At 47.3% G+C, this 17,449-nt stretch carries 13 protein-coding genes and 1 pseudogene; 7 read left to right on the top strand and 7 right to left on the bottom strand.

What is annotated here, in order from left to right; translation table 11 throughout:
• Nucleotides 1-186 (top strand): annotated as a pseudogene (locus tag B5F25_RS18925) (group II intron reverse transcriptase/maturase); the annotation flags it as partial.
• A gap of 113 nt (nucleotides 187-299) precedes the next feature.
• On the opposite strand, the gene B5F25_RS18920 reads toward B5F25_RS18925, so the two are convergent.
• The 3 genes from B5F25_RS18920 to B5F25_RS18910 form a co-directional block, all read right to left on the bottom strand.
• Nucleotides 300-3,389: a glycoside hydrolase family 2 TIM barrel-domain containing protein gene (locus tag B5F25_RS18920; RefSeq protein WP_087251477.1), complete on the bottom strand. Its 3,090-nt coding sequence runs from the start codon at nucleotides 3,387-3,389 to the stop codon at nucleotides 300-302.
• A gap of 46 nt (nucleotides 3,390-3,435) precedes the next feature.
• The gene (locus B5F25_RS18915; protein ID WP_087251476.1) at nucleotides 3,436-4,041 is read right to left on the bottom strand and encodes a riboflavin synthase; all 606 of its coding nucleotides are present in this window, start codon (nucleotides 4,039-4,041) and stop codon (nucleotides 3,436-3,438) included.
• A 97-nt stretch (nucleotides 4,042-4,138) separates the two neighbouring features.
• Entirely contained in the window at nucleotides 4,139-4,345 is a 207-nt protein-coding gene (locus B5F25_RS18910; protein ID WP_087251475.1) for a hypothetical protein, read from the bottom strand.
• Nucleotides 4,346-4,630: 285 nt separating this feature from the next.
• Here B5F25_RS18910 and B5F25_RS18905 point away from each other — a divergent pair, with 285 nt between their 5' ends.
• From B5F25_RS18905 to B5F25_RS18895, 3 genes are all read left to right on the top strand, one after another.
• Nucleotides 4,631-6,355, top strand: a complete 1,725-nt coding sequence (locus B5F25_RS18905; protein WP_022040255.1) for a S41 family peptidase — start codon at nucleotides 4,631-4,633, stop codon at nucleotides 6,353-6,355.
• Nucleotides 6,356-6,458: 103 nt separating this feature from the next.
• On the top strand, nucleotides 6,459-6,788 hold the full coding sequence (locus tag B5F25_RS18900; RefSeq protein WP_022040256.1) for a DUF3467 domain-containing protein: 330 nt from the start codon (nucleotides 6,459-6,461) through the stop codon (nucleotides 6,786-6,788).
• Between the two features lie 157 nt (nucleotides 6,789-6,945).
• Nucleotides 6,946-7,161 carry a hypothetical protein gene (locus tag B5F25_RS18895; RefSeq protein ID WP_158098082.1) on the top strand — a complete coding sequence of 72 codons (216 nt, stop codon included), beginning with the start codon at nucleotides 6,946-6,948 and terminating at the stop codon, nucleotides 7,159-7,161.
• Nucleotides 7,162-7,194: 33 nt separating this feature from the next.
• Here the strand turns inward: B5F25_RS18895 and B5F25_RS18890 are convergent, their stop codons facing one another.
• Nucleotides 7,195-8,154, bottom strand: coding sequence for a glycoside hydrolase family 43 protein (locus tag B5F25_RS18890; protein WP_087251478.1), 960 nt, complete (start codon nucleotides 8,152-8,154; stop codon nucleotides 7,195-7,197).
• Nucleotides 8,155-8,720: 566 nt separating this feature from the next.
• Here B5F25_RS18890 and B5F25_RS18885 point away from each other — a divergent pair.
• Both B5F25_RS18885 and B5F25_RS18880 read left to right on the top strand, forming a co-directional pair.
• Nucleotides 8,721-12,899, top strand: a complete 4,179-nt coding sequence (locus B5F25_RS18885) for a two-component regulator propeller domain-containing protein (RefSeq protein ID WP_087251473.1) — start codon at nucleotides 8,721-8,723, stop codon at nucleotides 12,897-12,899.
• A gap of 124 nt (nucleotides 12,900-13,023) precedes the next feature.
• A complete protein-coding gene (locus B5F25_RS18880; RefSeq protein ID WP_087251472.1) occupies nucleotides 13,024-14,013 on the top strand; it encodes an arabinan endo-1,5-alpha-L-arabinosidase in 990 nt (329 codons plus the stop codon).
• 74 nt (nucleotides 14,014-14,087) lie between these two features.
• Here the strand turns inward: B5F25_RS18880 and B5F25_RS18875 are convergent, their stop codons facing one another.
• The 3 genes from B5F25_RS18875 to gcvH all read right to left on the bottom strand — a co-directional run bounded on the left by B5F25_RS18875 (nucleotide 14,088) and on the right by gcvH (nucleotide 17,063).
• Nucleotides 14,088-15,920: a 4-hydroxy-3-methylbut-2-en-1-yl diphosphate synthase gene (locus B5F25_RS18875; RefSeq protein WP_087251471.1), complete on the bottom strand. Its 1,833-nt coding sequence runs from the start codon at nucleotides 15,918-15,920 to the stop codon at nucleotides 14,088-14,090.
• A gap of 123 nt (nucleotides 15,921-16,043) precedes the next feature.
• Nucleotides 16,044-16,553, bottom strand: a complete 510-nt coding sequence (gene purE / locus B5F25_RS18870; RefSeq protein WP_087251470.1) for a 5-(carboxyamino)imidazole ribonucleotide mutase — start codon at nucleotides 16,551-16,553, stop codon at nucleotides 16,044-16,046.
• A gap of 129 nt (nucleotides 16,554-16,682) precedes the next feature.
• Entirely contained in the window at nucleotides 16,683-17,063 is a 381-nt protein-coding gene (gcvH, locus tag B5F25_RS18865; RefSeq protein WP_087251469.1) for a glycine cleavage system protein GcvH, read from the bottom strand.
• A 34-nt stretch (nucleotides 17,064-17,097) separates the two neighbouring features.
• On the opposite strand from gcvH, the gene B5F25_RS22000 reads away from it, so the two are divergent.
• The gene (locus B5F25_RS22000; RefSeq protein ID WP_162614454.1) at nucleotides 17,098-17,268 is read left to right on the top strand and encodes a hypothetical protein; all 171 of its coding nucleotides are present in this window, start codon (nucleotides 17,098-17,100) and stop codon (nucleotides 17,266-17,268) included.
• Nucleotides 17,269-17,449 lie beyond the last annotated feature (181 nt).

The following is a 17,449-nucleotide window of genomic DNA, read 5'->3' as shown; positions in this document are numbered from 1 at the left end:
AAGGTGGCAAACCTCATTAAATGTGGTATTGGAAAATACAAGGCATGTGAATGGGGTAACACTCGCAAAGGTTATTGGCGTATTGCTGATAGTCCTATATTGAAGGTGGCGATAAATAACGATAGCTTGAGAAAAGCAGGGTATTATACCTTAATGGGTTCGTATCTCGAATGGTACCCAAAATAGGAACCGCCGTATGCCGAACGGCACGTACGGTGGTGTGAGAGGTCGGTGAACATGAAAATAGGAGATAAACACCTATGATTAATGTTTACCTCCTACTCGATTGAAAGAGACTTTTACTTCACCTGATTCCAGCAGGGCGACATGATGAAGGTAAATTCATAATCGCCGTAGGGCAGGCGGTATTTCTCCAGCGGGAGGGCACCCCAGCTGTTGACACATCCCAAACCCATCTGCGCCTTGTCGATACACAGGCTGGTCATGCCGGCTTTGTCCAGTTCGCCCGAGTGGCGTTGGATTTTCACCCAGCCTTCATCAAGGTCTTCGATGCGGTAGGGCAGAGCCGATGCCGAGAAGGGAGCTTCGGATACGAACATCAGTCCGTTGCCCGCTTTGTTGATGACCTGCCACCAGCGGAGATCGGTCTTGTTTCCGCTTTCCTGCGGACGGATGTACGGATAATACTGGTCGTCTACCTGCTGGCGGTATACACCCAGCGGCGTAGAATGGTTGCGGTCGGAATAGTTTTCCCACGGGCCTCTGCCGTAGAACGAAATGGTTTCGAACTGGCGGGGCATCATCAGGTTCATGCCGAAGCGGAACATGTCTGATACCTTCGCGTTCGGGTCGGCTTTCATTGCCTGTACCACTTTTACCGCACCCTTGTTATTGATGAGGTAAGTGAGCGAGAGAGTCGCCGAAACGGCTTTCAGTTCATAGTCGGCACTGACTTTCACCATGTCGTTTTCCATTTCACTCTTCAGCGAGGTGAGGCGGATGCCGGGGTTCTTCCATGCCACATATTTCTGTTGCAGTCCGGCTCCGAAATCGTTGTCGGTCGGTGCACGCCAGAAGTTGGGTGCCAGTGCAGTGCCCGGTTCGAGATAGCTTACGCCTTCTACTTCATAGACGGTGAGGTAGCCGGTGTATTTGTTGAATTCGATATCGAAGTTTTCGCCTTTCACTACCAGGTAATTGCTGTTGGTAGCATCGATTTCCGGCACGATGATGTCCTGGTTGCTTTCTTTTACATTGGCAAACTCCAATGCCGATGCTTCGTAGGCTTTCAGAGTCAGCTGGTCGTAGGCTACAGTATGACCGGCGGGCAACATGCCTTCGGCGTTTTTCAATACGTATTTCACGTTCAGCAACCATTCGCCTTCGGTACCGATGGTGCCATAATCCAGTGTCACGTCTTTAGTCTGGTGAGGAGCTACGCTGAGGCTTTCTACTGAGCCTGTGCGTACAATACGTCCGTCGTGGAGCAATTCCCATTCCATGCGGTATGTCGAAAGGTCGCGGAAGAAGTATTCGTTATACACCTTTACAATACCTTTTTGTGCATCGGCAAGGGTGGTCCAAATGTCCTGATAGAAGTAGCGCACTTCGTAGGCGTGCGGGTTGGGCACACGGTCGGGGCTTATCAGACCATTGTCGCAGAAGTTGATGTCGCTGGCATCAAAGCGGTTGAAGTCACCTCCGTAGGCATAAATAGTCCGTCCGTTCTTTCCGGTCCAGCGGCACGACTGGTCTACAAAGTCCCAGATAAATCCGCCCTGGTATTTGGGATATTTGCGTACCAGGTCCCAGTATTCCTTGAATCCACCTTCCGAGTTGCCCATGGCGTGTGCATATTCGCACTGGATGAGTGGTTTCTGCTTGCTGTTGTCTTCGCAATAGGCGATACATCCCTTGTAGTCGTAATACATCGGGCAGAAGATGTCGGTCTTTCCGTCTTGGCGGGCTTGTTCGTACTGCACGGCACGGCTGGGGTCTTCTGCCTTCACCCAGTCGTAGGCAGCTTCGAAGTTGGGTCCGTATCCGGCTTCGTTCCCGAGCGACCAGAAGATGATGCTGGGATGGTTGAACGAGCGTTGCACATTGCGCTGGTTGCGTTCCATGTGCGCTTTGGCATACGAAGCGTTTTTTGCCAATGTCTTGTCACCGTATCCCATACCATGCGATTCGATGTTGGCTTCGGCTACCATATAGAGTCCGTAGCGGTCGCACAATTCATACCAATATGCATCATCGGGATAGTGGCAGGTACGTACGGCATTGATGTTAAGCTCTTTCATGCGCAATACGTCTTGAAGCATACGTTCGCGCGATACATAGTAACCGCCATCGGGATCCATTTCGTGACGGTTGGCACCTTTAAACAATACCGGCTGGCCATTGACCAGTATCTGTGCGTTCTTCAGTTCGATTTTGCGGAAACCTACGTTTACCGGAATCACTTCAGCACCTGAAGCACCTTCCATCTGTGCATAGAGCGTATAAAGGTAAGGAGTCTCGGCGGTCCACTTGTGCGGGTTTTCAACGCTCATCGTTACCGTTTCCCCTTTGGTCGAAGCCGAAGCCACTTCCTTTCCTTCGGCGTCTTTCAGGGTCAGCAGCACGTTGCCACTTCCTTTCAGCTGTACATCAACGGCAAGTGTACCGTTTTTGTATTCGGCATCCAGATCGGGAGTGACGCGGATGTCTTCGATGCGTTTCTTGTTGCGTGCATACAGATAGCAGTGGCGTGCCACTCCGGTGTAGCGGAAGAAATCCTGGTCTTCCAGGTACGACCCGTCGCACCAGCGGAATACCTGGAACGCGATTACGTTTTTCTGCCCCGGTTTCAGGTAAGAGGTCAGGTCGAACTCGGCTTCCAGCTTGCTGTCCTCGCTATATCCTACGAATTTCCCGTTTACCCAAAGGTACATGTTCGAGCTGACGGCACCGAAGTGTGCGATAATGTCTTTCCCTTTCCACGAAGCCGGAACGGTGATTTCCCGGCGGTAAGAGCCTACATGGTTCTTTTCCGTGGGTACGTAGGGAGGATTGCTTTCGTATTGGTTCCGCCAGGCAAAGCCGGTGTTTACATAGATGGGGTCTCCGTATCCGTTCAGTTCCCATACGCTGGGTACTTGTATGTCATCCCATCCCTTGTCGTTGTATCCGGTTTTCCAGAAATCGGTAGGGCGCTGGTCGGCATTTGCCACCCAAAAGAATTTCCAGGTGCCATCCAGGCTCATATAGTTCTGCGATTGCGTTTTCCCATTTCCGATAGCTTCTGCCGACTCGTATGCGAAATAGTCGGTATGCATCGGCGCACGGTTGATGGCGTTTATTTCCGGGTCTTGCCACTCTTTGAATGTCTGGGCGTTCCCGGCAAGAAGAGAGATGCCCAATAATCCCAATGCAAATGTTTTTCTCATGCTTTCAATTTTAAGTGTTAATGTTATGTTCGTGTTTCTATGTGTTTTATCCCACCAGCTGCATCATGCGGCTCAGGTATTTGCCGATGATGTCGAATTCCAGATTTACCACACTTCCTATGTGCAGCGTGTGGAAATTAGTATGTTCGAAGGTATATGGGATGATCGCTACTTGGAACGAGTCTTGCATCGGGTTACATACGGTCAGGCTCACCCCGTTGACGGTTACCGAGCCTTTGTCTACGGTAAAGTATCCGCGTTTCGCCATTTCGGGCTGGAAATCATACTTGAACGTGAAATACCAGCTTCCGTCGGCATCGTCAATAGCCGTGCATACAGCTGTCTGGTCTACATGTCCCTGCACGATATGTCCGTCCAGCCTGCCGTTCATCAGCATGCTCCGTTCTACGTTCACTTCATCGCCTTCTTTCAGCAGCCCGATATTCGAGCGTTCGATGGTTTCTTTCATGGCGGTAACGGTGTACGTATTGTTTTCGATGTGAACCACGGTGAGGCACACACCGTTGTGCGACACGCTTTGGTCTATTTTCAGTTCATTTACAAACGAACACGTCAAGGTCAGATGCAGGTTTTCCTGTTCTTTGACTATCTTGACTACTTTGGCACATTCTTCTACTATTCCTGAGAACATAGATATTGAGTTTTGAGTTTTTGAGTTCTTAAGTTTTTGAGTTCTTAAGTTTTTGAGTTTTTGAGTTCTTAAGTTTTTGAGTTTTTGAGTTCTTGAGTTATGCTTTCGGTATGGGTTTGCTCCATACGGTTACTCCTTCCGAGTCGATTACCGATATGGTACCTCCGGCATATTCTTCGATGTAGCTCCCGCCTTTGGCGAGTATGTCTTCTGCCATGTGGATGGCTTTCTCTTCGGTTTTGATAGAAAATCCCTTGTTGTCGCTCGAACGTTGGTCCGAGAAATAAATGTCATACGTTTTCATTTCGTTCAACTATATTAATTATGGTAATGCAAATATATACAGGCTACGGTTAGCAACCAAAAAATCGAAGCGTTTTTTCTTGTGGAAATGTTCTGCTCTGCCTGCACTTATTTGTATTGGCACGCAAAAGTATCTGCATCGGCAGGTGCAACTATATGCGTGGCATGATGCAACCGGTTTCCGTGACTGGCGTGACAAACGAAATAAAGTTAAATATTTGCTTGGTTCTGTTATCCGAAGCAGAATAATGTGTTTCTTTGTACCTCATAATCGTTTAGTAAAGTTATGAATACAAAAAGAACACTTATAGGGGCATTGGTCGTATTGATGGCTTTGGGCTTGTCCAGTTTTAAACAGGAAGACGACCGTAATTTCCAAATAGCGAAGAATCTGGATATATTCAATGCTATTTTCAAGGAACTTGATTTGTTTTATGTCGATACCCTTAATCCGGAGAAAGTGATTCAGAACGGGGTAAACGGCATGTTGGCACTTACCGACCCTTATACGGAATATTATCCCGAAGAAGAAGTGAGCAGCTTGAAGGAGATGATTACCGGAAAGTATGGAGGTATCGGTGCGGCTATCCGGTATTACAAGAAGAAAGACCGTATTGCCGTGATAGAGCCGATAGAGGGTATGCCGGCTGCAGAGGCAGGAGTAAAGGCGGGCGACATTATCCTATCAGTAGGAGGGAAGGACATGGTTCGTGGTGATTTGAAACCTCAAGAGTTTTCGGAGAAAGTAAGTGAGGCTTTACGTGGCGAACCGGGAACATCGTTTATCCTGAAAGTGCTCCGTCCGTTGAAAAACGACAGCACGGTGATGGAATTTAAGATTACCCGGAAGAATATCCGGAACAATCCGGTGCCTTATTACGGTATGGTGCACGATAGTATCGGCTATCTGGCACTCAGTGGCTTTACCGACAACTGTGCCAAGGATGTAAAAAAAGCATTCATTGAACTGAAAGATAAAGGAGCAAAGGCATTGATTCTCGATTTGCGTGACAATGGGGGAGGATCGTTGCAGGAAGCGGTAGACATTGTCAATTTTTTTATACCTAAAGGCAAGGAGATAGTCGTAACCAAAGGTAAGATCCGTCAGGCTGCAGGGTCTTTTAAGACCGCGAATGAACCGATTGATACGGGAATGCCTCTGGCTGTATTGGTTAATGGCAACACCGCTTCGGCTTCTGAAATCTTGAGTGGCTCGATGCAGGATTTAGACCGTGCAGTTATCATTGGCACCCGTACGTATGGGAAGGGATTGGTTCAGACCACTCGTCAGCTTCCGTATAATGGGACACTGAAGGTGACTACTTCGAAGTATTATATTCCCAGCGGGCGTTGCATTCAGGCAATAGATTATGCGAAGAAGAATGCTGATGGTTCGGTGGCACGTATCCCCGACAGTCTGACCCATGTGTTTTATACAGCTGCCGGTCGTGAAGTGCGTGATGGGGGAGGCATACGTCCCGACATAGAAGTGAAGGGTGATAAGTTCCCTAATATTCTTTTCTATTTGCTGAATGATGATTTGATATTTGACTATGCTACCCAGTATTGCCTGACTCATCCGGCATTGGTCTCTGTAGATTCGTTGCAGATTACAGATGAGGATTATGCCGATTTTAAAAAACTGGTAAAGGATGCCAACTTCACTTATGACCGCCAGAGCGAACAAATGCTGAAAACCTTGAAAGAAGTAGCCGAATTTGAAGGGTATATGGAAGGCGCGGCCGAAGAGTTTAAGGCATTGGAACAGAAACTGAACCATAACTTGGATCGTGACCTAGATTATTTTTCCGGACCGATAAAAGAACAGATAGCCGAAGAAGTAGCAACCCGATATTTCTTTGAACGGGGTGCGGCGATGCAGCGTTTGAAAGACGATGCCGACTTGAAGAAAGCGATTGAAGTGCTGACGTCTCCTGCGGAATACCGCAAGATTCTTTCAGTGCCGGAAGCAAAAACAGAATCGGATGCGCACACGGCGTCACAGAAATGATTTTGCAAAATATTTTTATGGAAGTATATGGTAAATAGAGAAAAGTTTCCTATTTTTGTGGAGTAAATAACTAGTCCTAAAATCAGTAGAAAAGTAAATCATTATGGAAAACGAAAATAATAACAATCCGGAACAATTGCAGATAGAGCTGAAAGAAGAAGTGGCTCAAGGTACGTATGCCAATTTGGCTATTATCACTCATTCTACATCTGAATTTATACTTGATTTTGTACGTATCATGCCGGGACTTCCTAAGGCCGGCGTACAGTCGCGTATAGTGATGACTCCTGAAAATGCCAAACGCCTGATGTTTGCTTTGCAGGATAATATCGTAAAATACGAAAAGAATTTCGGACCGATTCAGATGCCAGAGCAGCAGCGCAATGCCAAAACCTTTGTACCCCCTTTGAGTGATTTCAAAGGTGAAGCATAAGAAGCACTTAGAACTAGATATAAATCCGACTGGAATCGGTGCAGGCCTGAATGGGTTTGCCCGATTTGCAGTCGGTCTTTTTTTGATGTTGTTTTTCTTGTGAGAAATTTAAGTGTATTTTTTAGGGAATAAGAAGCTGTTTTGAATTTATCGTGCGATGATTTGGGATGAGTTTTTGAGGCATTTCCGCTTCTGTGATGAGGAAGATAGCGGGCTATCTGACGAAGAACAGGAGCGAAAAGGACCAAAAAATCGCCCAAAGCACACACGAAAACGGATACATCAAGCCAAGAAAAACTTTTTGGAGAAATTCAAAACAGCTTCTAATAGTTCCATGGATGCGCCATCCCGGCGTATCCACGGATTTTTTTAGTGTATAACCTATCTAGAAAATTAATGAAAAGCCTTATTCCCAGATTCCTTCCGATGTCATTTGTATACGTCTGATGGTACCGTCTTCGTTATAGTACAGACGGTCGATACAGATGGCCCGTCGGAAACCGCAGCCATCGGTATTAATACTCCCGTTGTGGTAGATGAAATAGGATTTCCCCTTGAATTCAATGATAGCCTGATGGTTGGTATTCGAATTACCAGCTATTTCGTTCAGGATGCCTTTGTATTCCCATGGACCGTTAATGTTGCGGCTCATGGCATAGCAGATTTTTTCAGGAAACTCGGATGCAAACGACAGGTAATACCAGCCGTTATGTTTGTGTATCCAAGGCGCTTCGGTGAAACGGGGCAACTGTATGGGCATAATCGGACCGTCCAGTTCTGTCATGTTTTCTTTCAGCTTGGCATAATAGCATTGGGTATTTCCCCAAAATAAATATGCCTGTCCGTCATCATCAATGAATACAGTAGGGTCTATGTCGTCCCATCGGATGGAGGTATATTCAGTTGTCATGTCATTGGTAATAAGTGCCGAACCACGTGCATCTTTAAATGGACCGATAGGAGAGTCGGAAACGGCTACTCCGATAGATTTGCCGGGAATAGTGGCATGTTCTACGGTCACATACCAGTAGAATTTTCCGTTGCGTTCGATTACCTGGCTTGCCCATGCTTCTCCTTTCGCCCATTTAAAATCGGTAGCTTTTAATGTATAGGCATGTTCGGTAAAAGTATGCATATCTTCGGTAGAAAAAATGCACCATTCGTTCATCAGGTAGTATTGTTCGGGAGCAGGGCATTCATCGTGTCCGGCATAAATGTATACTTTGCCGTCATAAACCATTGCTGCAGGGTCGCCCAGATATTTATAATTGACTATCGGGTTGCCAGATGCAACAAACGTTGTATCATTGTTACTGGCAAAGGTCGCAAAGCTGCCGGCACATATCATCAAAGTCAGCAGCATCATGGATTGAATACGTGTGTTCATGTTTACTTTTCTTTATTAGATTTTTATGTCATACAAAAATAAGAATGTTCACTTCCAGGAAGGTGGATATTTACCTTTCTTTGGTGGACATTTGTTTTTTGTTGTATAGTTTGGAGGTTTGTTACTTCATTTCAAACGAATAGTGACTTTCAGGTGGTGTTTTGCCATATTAGAAAAAAATGATAATCTTCTTTTTAGAAACTGTTTTTGAATTTATCGTGTGCTGATTTGGAATGGGCTTTTGAGGCATTTCCGCTTGTGCAATCGAAGTATATATGCATTTTCTGAAGGCATGCATCATGCCTGCAGGTAGCTCTACCGGTGTGTCTGTGACGGGGGATTTCCAGGTATCGGGCAGGCAGATTCGGGGAGAGGGGTGGATATTTATCCGTTTTGGGTGGATATTTGTTTCCTGTAGCTGCTTTCTTCGGATGAAGTGTTCTGCCGGTAAAAGAAAGTTCGTATATTTGTTGGTGAAGATAGATGGGGAACACCGGAGTGGATGCTCCGGGATACTTGTCGTTAACTATTAGAGACAGATACTGATGAAAATACGATACTGTTCATTGCTTGTGTGGATATGCGTGTTGCTGCATATACTTCCTGCCTTTCCGCAGAATAGGGGAGGCAATTATTTGTTTACCCATCTGACAATGGATGATGGGTTGCCCAAGAATTACGTGGAGGATTTGATGAAAGACAGCCGTGGCTTTTTATGGGTCTCTACAGGGGGAGATGGTGTGACGCGTTATGACGGGTACGATTTTATTACATTCAATGCTTTTTCGGGAGAGACACGGCTGAAGAATAATTTCATCGTGAAGTTCTGTGAGGACCATTTCGGACGGATCTGGATGGCGGGAGAGCAAGGCTTGGATATTCTGGATGTAAATAGTCTGCGTTTGATAGGTGGCCAGGAGCTGGGTGGAAAATTTGCATCGGCTGCTTTTCATTCCGCCTCTTTTGTCTATTGTTCTTCTTCTGGCAATGTGTGGGTGGGTGCAGATGATGCTTTGTATAAAATCGCGTTTTCTTCAGACGGTAAAGTGGAGTATATTACACGGATATGCGATCTTTATTTGTATAACCGTAGCTTGGCTTTCTGTGAGGCGGATGGATATATTTGGTTTGATTATCTGGGCACATTGTCATTGATAAAAGAAAGTGTGTCAACTCCTCAAAAACCGGTGCCGGTATTTTCGTCTGATGCATTTATTCCGGCAAATACCGTCATGCAGTGCATCTTCCCTTGGCAGAATGACTTATGGATTGGAACCAATAAAGGATTGTTTCGTTATAACGTACGGACAGAAATATCAAGGGCTTATTATTATAATGAGCGTGACCCGTTTTCGTTGTCGCAGAGTTATGTGACGGATATCAACCTGACTCCCGATGGGGTATTGGTAGTCGGTACCTTGAAGGGGTTGAATCTGTATAATGCCGTAAGCGACAATTTTACCCGCATCCTTCAATCGGAACAGGCAGACGGTGCATCCGGATTGAATTGTAATTTCATCAATTGCCTGCTTGCCGATGAAAATTTGCTTTGGATAGGTACAGAGGTGGGAGGATTGAACAAGATGTTCATTTCGCGTTTGCAGATACAGAACGACTTGCATTCACAAGAAGATGCAGGAAGCCTTTCGGGGAATCTGGTTAATGCTATCCTGGAAGATGAAAACGGGTCGTTATGGATAGGGACGGTTGAGGCTGGGCTTAATCTTCGCCGTGCAGGGAAACAGTATTTCGAGCATTATACAACGGGATTGCCGTCACGCTTGAGCCATAATTCGGTCAGTGCGCTGGCGTCTGACGGGAAAGGCCGCATTTATGTAGGAACGTGGGGCGGAGGTTTTGGCTGGGTGAGTGGAAATAATTTGTCCGACAAGACTTTTCATCCGGTTTTGTCTTCCGAAATTCCCGAACTTTTCCAGGCTTTTGTCAGTGTGCTGCTTTACGATTCGTTGAATGACTTGTTATGGATTGGCACGAACCGGGATATATTGGCCTATCATCCAGCTACGGGGAAAGTGTTTGATCCTTTCCACGGCAAGCGCCGGGGAAGTGTTTATGGGTCGTTGGGAGGATGCATCACGTCCGATGGCATTTTATGGATGGGGGTCAGCTCTGGGTTGTATCAGATTGATTTGCACACATATGGGAAGGACTCTTTGGAATATGCCTTGTATGGCCATAAGCTGGATAATCCTTCCGAGCGGATGGCAGAGCGGATAACATCGGTTTGTCCCGCGAAAGATGGGGGTGTATGGATTGGTACAAATGGGAATGGCTTTTATCGGGCAAAAGGGAAAGTCGGCAATTGCCGTTTCAAGGCTTTTACTGCGAAAGATGGTTTGATAAACGATAATGTGATAGGCGTGTGGGAAGGCAAGGACGGATATGTCTGGCTGACTACCAATAATGGCTTGTCACGTTTCAATTCCAAAGATAATACGTTTCAAAATTATACGAAACACGACGGCTTGCTCAGCAACCAGTTTTATTGGAATGCTATCGGAGGGTCGAAAAACGGTGACGTGTATGTGGGCAGCACGAATGGTTTTTCGGAAATCCGTTTTATCCCCCGTGTAGAATCGGATAAAGGATTTCCATTGACATTTACCGGACTGTTTAGTTTTGACCGTGACGTGGCATTTGCGGATAATCGGGTGAATATTCATGAACGTGACAAGCAACTGACGGTGCATTTTGCATCCTTGGATTATAATCCTTCTGCCTTGGCATGTTATGCTTACCGGTTGGAAGGATTTGATGACAAGTGGATAGAGGTTCCTGCCAATCAGCATACCGTATCCTATACCAGCCTGCGTCCGGGAAAGTATGTGTTCGAATTGCGTTATGCTTCGGATGGGAAAAACTATGTTTCGCCTACGCAGACTTTGATGATTGAGGTTACGCCTTATTTTTATAAGACTTTTTGGTTTCAGTTGCTTGTCGGGCTGGTCTTGCTGATGTTGGTGTATGGGCGGTTCCGCTCATTAAAACATCAGCAGAAATTGCTTCATACGTTGGTAGAAGAGCGTACCCGGAAACTGGAAGAACAGAAAAAGCTTTTGTCCGACCAGACGGAGGAACTTTCACATCAGAATAAGTTGTTGAAAGAATCGAACGAGAAGATTACCAGCCAGAAGAACAAGATTCTGGAAATGTCACGGAAGGTGGAAGAACTTACTGTTGACAAGCTGGCTTTCTTTACTAATATTACGCATGAATTCCGTACTCCGCTTACGTTGATCATCGGTCCTATCGAACGGGCTTTGAAGTTGAGTTATAATCCTCAGGTTATCGAACAGCTTCATCTGGTGGAACGCAACTCGAAGTACCTGTTGTCGCTTATCAATCAGTTGTTGGATTTCCGGAAGGTGGAAGAAGGACGGGTGAAGATTGTTTCCAATTACGGTAATATCCGTAGCTTTGTAGAAGAATTCATGCCTTCGTTTACGGTATATGCGCAGGCACGTGACATTGATTTGCGTTGTTATGTCCGTCTGCACAATCCGTTTATGATGTTTGCCGAAGATATCTTGCGTAAGATTCTGACCAACCTGATAAGCAACGCCCTCAAGTTTACCCCTAAAGGCGGGCAGGTATCTGTTTATATAGCTTCGCTGATGTCAGAAAACGGCGAGAAGTTGTTTATTAGCGTAAGCGATACAGGGAAAGGAATCCCCCAGGAAGACATCGACCGTATTTTCAACCGTTTTTATCAGGCGGATAACCAATATCAGGTATCGGTGAGCGGGCAGAGCGGAACGGGCATCGGGCTGTATTTGTGCCGGAAGCTGGTCTTGTTGCTTTCGGGCGAGATAGGAGCGAAGAACAGGCCGTCGGGTGGTTCTACCTTCCGTGTCTTGCTGCCTGTGGTGCGTGGAGAGCAGCCCCGGCCGGCAGTGGCAGAAACCGAAGAGATACATCCCGAACTGATGCGTAACAGCCGGCTGACGATGCTGGTGGTAGAAGACAACAAGGACATGCGCGATTATACCCGCTCTATCTTGCGCGAGTATTATAATGTGGTAGAGGCTGCTGATGGGGAAGAGGCTCTCCGGATGCTGAAAACGTATTCGGTGGACTTTATTATCAGCGACCTGATGATGCCGGTGATGGATGGTGTGGAACTGTTGCATCGCGTGCGGAGTGATTTTTCCATTTCCCACATACCTTTCCTGATGCTGACCGCCAAGACTTCGGACGAAGCCCGGCTGGACAGTTATAAGATGGGGGTAGATGCTTATCTGCTGAAGCCTTTCGATGAAAACATGTTACTGGCACGTATTGCCAGTATTCTGGAAAACCGTAAGCGTTTCCAGCAGCGTTTTTCTATTGACATGGATACAGATTCCCTGGAGTTGGCAAATGAAAATTCGGGAGACAAGAAGTTCCTGGAAAAGGCGATGATGGTGGTGAAGGATAATTATAAGAATTCCGATTTTGAGGTGAGCGACTTTATTCGTGAGATGGGCATCAGTAAAAGTTTGCTGAATAAGAAGATGCAGTGCCTGACCGGCCAGTCTGCAGGACAATTCATACGGAATTACCGTCTGAACCTGGCGCGTGAACTGCTGTTGAAAAATAAAGTGAACCGTACGATGAATATTTCAGAGATAGCTTATGCCGTAGGTTTTAATGACCCGAAATATTTTACCCGCTGTTTCACGAAACATTTCAATGTTACGCCGAGTAGCCTGATGGAGGATTGATTGGGGAAGCTCTCCACCTGAAAGGGGCGTTTGTCCACCTTGTTTTGTTTTTGTTTTTGCAACTTTGCAATACGTGCTGACAAGCTGTGAGTATAATTGTTTATTTAGATAAAACTACAAGCGTATGAAGAAAGTTGTTTTATTGACCATGTTCTTAGGTATAGGATGGGGGAGCTTCGCCCAACAGCCACAGACTACCGACAGTCCGTTGGTGCACGACCCGGTAATGGCGAAGCAAGGTGATACTTATTATTTGTTCGCTACGGGCGAAGGAGTGTCTGTCATGTCCTCTAAGGATTTAAAGACTTGGAAGTTCGAGAAACCCGTGTTTGCCGAAGCTCCTCAATGGGCGGTGGAAGCTGTAAAGGGGTATAAGGGACATACATGGGCTCCCGATATCATTTACCACAATGGGTTGTATCACTTGTTTTATTCTTGCTCGGCATTTGCCAAGAATACTTCGGCTATCGGACATGCTACCAATCCGACGCTTGACCCGTCTGAACCTGACTTTAAATGGACGGATCATGGAAAAGTAATCCAGTCGATTCCCAACCGGGATATGTGGAATGCTATCGACCCTAATATCATCATCGGTGAGGACGGTACGCCATGGATGAGCTTCGGCTCATTTTGGGATGGTATTAAAATGGTGAAGCTTACTGATGACCTGATGCAGGTGGCACAGCCTGAAGAATGGCATTCGCTTTGCAGCCGTCCGCGTTCGTTCGAGCTGGATGATAAAGATCCGGGTGATGGAGCTGTAGAAGCTCCGTTTATCATGAAGCACGGAGACTATTACTATCTTTTCGTTTCATTTGATTATTGTTGCCGGGGGAAAGATAGTAATTATAAAGTCGTGGTAGGACGCTCGAAGTCGGTTGTCGGACCCTATGTCGACAAAGAAGGGAAACCGATGGCAAAAGGAGGCGGAACGCTGGTGATAGAAGGAAACGAAGCGTATGCCGGTATCGGACATAACGCAGCTTATCATCTGGACGGAAAAGATTATTTCTTATGCCATGCTTATTCGATTGCAGAAGATGGAGCCCCGAAATTGTTTATACGCGAAATGACATGGACATCTGACGGATGGCCTGTAGTCAATTATTAAATGAAGAATGAAGAATGATGAATGAAGAATCGCTTCGCCCGCATGGAAATTCTTCATTCTTCATTCTTCATTTCTCATTCTTCATTCCTGCTAATCAGTTCCAGCAGTTTCTCCACCGCCTGCTCTTCGGGGATATTCTTTTCAATGCATTCTTTTTTCTTATAAAGGCTGATTTTGCCTCGTCCGGCACCTACATAGCCATAGTCGGCATCTGCCATTTCGCCCGGACCGTTTACGATGCAGCCCATGATGCCTATCTTCAAGCCTTTCAGGTGCGAGGTCGCGGCCTTGATGCGGGCGATGGTTGCTTCGAGGTCGTAGAGCGTACGTCCGCATCCCGGGCAGGAGATGTATTCGGTTTTCGAAGTACGCAGGCGTCCGGCTTGAAGGATGCCGAATGCGGTTTCGTCTGATTTCAAGTCGGAGATAGCATCACCGTCGTTATAAAGCAAGATGCCGTCGCAGAACCCGTCGATGAGTAAAGCGCCCATATCCGTAGCGGCTTTCAACTGGAAATCTTCCAGACTGGTTTCCTTATAGTACTGGAAGAACACCAATGGGTTTTTCAGCCCTAATGCCATCAGTTGGTGGGCTAAGCCGCGGAACTCGCCCAAGCGGTTCACATGGTTGCTCTGTGCGATGATGACGGTTTCCGGATGGCGGCGCAGGCAGGCGATTGCTTCTTCGTCCAACGTCAGATAGGTAAGGAAAAGGAATTTCCGTTCTGCCTGGCTGAAATGAAGCTCAATCAGTTGTTTGTGGCTGAATGCCGGATAAGTGCCTTCGCTTCCGTCCCAGCGGTTTGCGTCTACAATGTAACCGATGCCCGGCTGGCGTTCTTCGGGCAAGGTCTGCCCGCAATAGATATAGTCCGGACGGAATTGTCCGTTTGTCTCCATATTCCCGTTGAGGCGTGCCGAAATGACTACGGGCACTTGTTCTCCTCCGATGTTTCCCACGGGTGTAGTAGCACGGCGCGCAGGGTCGGTGTAGCAAAAGCCTTCCGCTTCCATCCCGGGTATGTAGACATGGCCGTTCCGCTTGGCGACGTAGTCCACCAATTTGCGTGCAACGGGTATTTCGGCTTCAGGAGCTTCTGTAAGTGAGACACGGATGGTGTCGCCCAGTCCGTCGCATAGCAGGGCTCCGATGCCCAATGCCGACTTGATGCGCCCGTCTTCCCCGTCACCCGCTTCTGTCACGCCCAGATGAAGCGGGAACGCCATGCCTTCTTTTTCCATTTGCGCCACCAGCAAGCGGACCGTTTTCACCATAATGACGGTATTCGATGCCTTGATGGAAATGACCACGTCCGTGAATTGTTCTTCCACGCAGATGCGCAGGAACTCCATGCACGATTCCACCATGCCTGCCGGTGTATCGCCATAGCGCGACATGATACGGTCGGATAGCGAGCCGTGGTTCACCCCGATGCGTATGGCGGTATGGTTTTCCTTGCAGATGTCCAGGAAAGGGACCAGCCGTTCGCGTATCTTTTGTATCTCTTTGGCGTATTCTTCATCCGTATACTCCAGCTTCTTGAAGGTACGTGCGGCATCGGTATAGTTGCCCGGGTTGATGCGTACCCCTTCGGCATAAAGCGCTGCCACTTCCGCCACTTTCGGATTGAAGTGGACGTCAGCAATCAGCGGTGTGCCGTAGCCTTTCGAGCGCAAGCCGATGTTGATGTTCTTCAGGTTCTCGGCCTCACGTGTGCCTTGGGTGGTGAGGCGCACATATTCGCCTCCAGCTTCAATGATGCGGATGGCTTGCTCTACACAGGCTTCGGTATCGGTGGTAGGCGTATTGGTCATGCTTTGCACCCGGATGGGGTTAGTGCCTCCCATAGGTGTGCCGCCTACATATACTTCGCTTGCCTGGCGGCGTGAATAATTGAAATAATCCATGTTTTTTTAGTTGACAAGGTACCAGTTGACAAGGTGACAAGGTTCTGAATACCTTTGTTGGCACCAGTCGATGGTATCTGAAACCTAGTCACCTAGTACCTTGTCACCTAGTTACCTAAAAAATCAATCTACTTTATACTCGTATTTCACCTCTTTCAGGTCTTGGTTGGCTTTGACGATTTTGTTTTTCAAGCCTTCCTTGTATGCGGCAAACTTCTGTGCCAACGCCTCGTCAGACAGGGCGAGCATCTGCACGGCAAGGATAGCGGCATTCATCGCCCCGTTGATAGCAACCGTAGCCACGGGGATGCCCGGAGGCATTTGGATAATGGAATACAGAGCGTCTACTCCGTCAAGCGTGGAGCCTTTGATAGGAATGCCGATAACGGGCAGTGTGGTATTGGCGGCAATGACACCCGGCAATGCAGCCGCCATGCCTGCTCCGGCAATAATGACTTTCAGGCCCCTGCCTGCGGCTTCTTTGGCAAACTTCTCCACTTCGGCGGGAGTGCGGTGGGCGGAAAGGGCGTTCATTTCGAACGGCACTTGCATGTCGTTGAGGAAAGCCGCAGCCTTTTCCATAACGGGAAGGTCGGAAGTGCTTCCCATGATGATACTTACAATCGGTTTCATGTCGTTTGTTTTTTTTGAGGAGTTAAGAAGTTAAGGAGGTTCGTTTTCATCAACCTGACTATTGGCTTTAACTCCTAACGGAGCGCAGCGGAGTGATAACTCCTTTAACTCCTTAACTCCTTCATTAAATTATTCATTAATCAGCTGTTTGTATGCATCCGCATCCAGCAGTTCGTCTAGTTCTGATGCATCAGTCGGTTTGATGCGTACCAGCCAGCCTTTGCCGTACGGGTCTTGGTTCACCAGTTCCGGATGTTCTTCCAGTTCCGGGTTTACTTCCAGCACCTCTCCGCCTATCGGGAGGAAAAGGTCGGAAACGGTTTTCACTACCTCTATGGTGCCGAACACTTCGCCTTTGTCCAGCGTCTCGCCTTCGGTGGTGATGTCTACAAAGACGATGTCACCCAATTGGTCTTGTGCGTAATCGGTAATGCCTACATAGGCTTCTTCACCTTCCAGGCGAATCCATTCGTGTTCGTTCGTGTACTTTACATTCGTAGGGAAATTCATAATTCGAGATTTTAAAGGTTTATATTTCCTGCAAATGTACGAATTTAAAATGAAGAATGAAGAACGGCAGAGCCAGAATTTCTTTATCCGTATGGTAAACCTTGCACGGGCAGGCGTAGCGAATGGGGAATTGAAGCCGGATGAGAGCGTGATGCATATACCTGCGTTTGTGTCCGGAACTATATGCATCGGCATGCGCATATAGGTGCATCGCCGGCCGCTCTTTCTTCCGGTAGCGGGAAAAGCCGGTACTGGTATGGGAAGTCTGAACCCCACCGTCAAGTTAGAAGTGCAACTCCGCCACCGCCTTCCTCCGTCCTTGGAGCGTAGCGAAAAGGGCGGAGGAAGGCGGTGGAAGCCCGGAATCAGGGTCATCCGGCAATACA

Source organism: Bacteroides sp. An19 (assembly GCF_002160215.1).
Classification (GTDB): domain Bacteria; phylum Bacteroidota; class Bacteroidia; order Bacteroidales; family Bacteroidaceae; genus Phocaeicola; species Phocaeicola intestinalis.
Note: the sequence above shows the minus strand (reverse complement) of the source record. Positions and strands in the feature narration are given on the sequence as shown.

What these genes read in the sequence shown, in the direction of transcription:
- B5F25_RS18895 (WP_158098082.1), top strand. Translation starts at nt 6,946, where the DNA reads ATGATTTGGGATGAGTTTTTGAGGCATTTCCGCTTCTGTGATGAGGAA.
- B5F25_RS18880 (WP_087251472.1), top strand. Translation starts at nt 13,024, where the DNA reads ATGAAGAAAGTTGTTTTATTGACCATGTTCTTAGGTATAGGATGGGGG.
- B5F25_RS18875 (WP_087251471.1), bottom strand. Translation starts at nt 15,920, where the DNA reads ATGGATTATTTCAATTATTCACGCCGCCAGGCAAGCGAAGTATATGTA.
- B5F25_RS18890 (WP_087251478.1), bottom strand. Translation starts at nt 8,154, where the DNA reads ATGATGCTGCTGACTTTGATGATATGTGCCGGCAGCTTTGCGACCTTT.
- B5F25_RS18885 (WP_087251473.1), top strand. Translation starts at nt 8,721, where the DNA reads ATGAAAATACGATACTGTTCATTGCTTGTGTGGATATGCGTGTTGCTG.
- B5F25_RS18920 (WP_087251477.1), bottom strand. Translation starts at nt 3,389, where the DNA reads ATGAGAAAAACATTTGCATTGGGATTATTGGGCATCTCTCTTCTTGCC.
- B5F25_RS18915 (WP_087251476.1), bottom strand. Translation starts at nt 4,041, where the DNA reads ATGTTCTCAGGAATAGTAGAAGAATGTGCCAAAGTAGTCAAGATAGTC.
- B5F25_RS22000 (WP_162614454.1), top strand. Translation starts at nt 17,098, where the DNA reads ATGTACGAATTTAAAATGAAGAATGAAGAACGGCAGAGCCAGAATTTC.
- gcvH (WP_087251469.1), bottom strand. Translation starts at nt 17,063, where the DNA reads ATGAATTTCCCTACGAATGTAAAGTACACGAACGAACACGAATGGATT.
- B5F25_RS18900 (WP_022040256.1), top strand. Translation starts at nt 6,459, where the DNA reads ATGGAAAACGAAAATAATAACAATCCGGAACAATTGCAGATAGAGCTG.
- purE (WP_087251470.1), bottom strand. Translation starts at nt 16,553, where the DNA reads ATGAAACCGATTGTAAGTATCATCATGGGAAGCACTTCCGACCTTCCC.
- B5F25_RS18905 (WP_022040255.1), top strand. Translation starts at nt 4,631, where the DNA reads ATGAATACAAAAAGAACACTTATAGGGGCATTGGTCGTATTGATGGCT.
- B5F25_RS18910 (WP_087251475.1), bottom strand. Translation starts at nt 4,345, where the DNA reads ATGAAAACGTATGACATTTATTTCTCGGACCAACGTTCGAGCGACAAC.